Genomic DNA, 1,005 nt, shown 5'->3' with positions numbered 1-1,005 from the left:
ATAGTAGAGGAACAACAATTGGAATCTAAGAAAAGGCAATGAAATACTCATTTAAATGAAGTTCGGAGTATTTCAATTTTAGAAATAGGACAAGATTGATGTGATAATTCTTTTTGTAGGCTGTTTCATATAGGTGTAGAATATACATATAAACGAACAGGTGAAAATAGCTTGTTAACGTTAGTGAGAGGCTCCTCATTTAGTTATACTATTATATGTGATTTTTGTAATGATGAGTTCTTACATACGCTTTTAGAAATAACATAATTTCATAGGTTTGATAGTGTAGGAGATGGATGGGTAAGAATTGAAAAATAAACAGTAAGGAGTTTTTCAGATATGATGTACTTATTAGCAATTCTACTTCCGCCGGTAGCTGTTTTATTTTGCGGAAAGCCGTTTCAAGCGATTATTAATTTCATTTTAACCTTAATTTTTTGGGTTCCAGGAGCGATACACGCAGTTCTTGTCGTACATGACAAAAAAGCCGACAGGCGACTTAAAAGACAAATTCAAGCGTACGATGAAATTAATAAAAGAAGATAGAAGGTAAATTACGAGTGAAAGCATACAAAAAAGAAAGGGAATTTGATTCGCCTTTCTTTTTTGTATGTCAATCAAGTTTAAATTTTAGTATAGCGGTAAGAATTTTTAATATAGGTATTATGATAATAACTTTTAGAGTGTGCGTTCAATAAACCGGTGTAAATGCTTTCTGGTACATTAAAGAAATCATACATACCATTCTTTAATTGAATACGTAAAATCATCGAAAAAGGATTATAGCCAACAGCAACTATATTTTTTGAGATAACGGGAGAGAGTTTCATCAATACGCAACTCCTTACTTTTCATTTTAGATGGTTTCTTGTAGATAAGGGGATTGTCATGTTGAAATCCTAATAATTAAAGAGGTATTATATTTATATGCAATATATCAAATGTTCTTTATACGTAATTATAAGGAAGTTCACACGAAGTACATATCGTTGTGCTATTTTTACT

The 1,005-nt window shown here is 30.8% G+C and carries 2 protein-coding genes; one reads left to right on the top strand and one right to left on the bottom strand.

The annotated features are described in order from the left end of the window. The first annotated feature begins 339 nt into the window (after positions 1-339). Entirely contained in the window at positions 340-546 is a 207-nt protein-coding gene (locus tag AC1DTM_RS28470; RefSeq protein ID WP_000990221.1) for a YqaE/Pmp3 family membrane protein, read from the top strand. A 77-nt stretch (positions 547-623) separates the two neighbouring features. Here AC1DTM_RS28470 and AC1DTM_RS28465 read toward each other — a convergent pair whose 3' ends face one another. After that, positions 624-830: a KTSC domain-containing protein gene (locus tag AC1DTM_RS28465; RefSeq protein ID WP_000777813.1), complete on the bottom strand. Its 207-nt coding sequence runs from the start codon at positions 828-830 to the stop codon at positions 624-626. Between the last annotated feature and the right edge of the window lie 175 nt (positions 831-1,005).

The organism is Bacillus sp. P4_D3 (genome assembly GCF_056401855.1).
Note: the sequence above shows the minus strand (reverse complement) of the source record. Positions and strands in the feature narration are given on the sequence as shown.

What these genes read in the sequence shown, in the direction of transcription:
- AC1DTM_RS28470 (WP_000990221.1), top strand. Translation starts at nt 340, where the DNA reads ATGATGTACTTATTAGCAATTCTACTTCCGCCGGTAGCTGTTTTATTT.
- AC1DTM_RS28465 (WP_000777813.1), bottom strand. Translation starts at nt 830, where the DNA reads ATGAAACTCTCTCCCGTTATCTCAAAAAATATAGTTGCTGTTGGCTAT.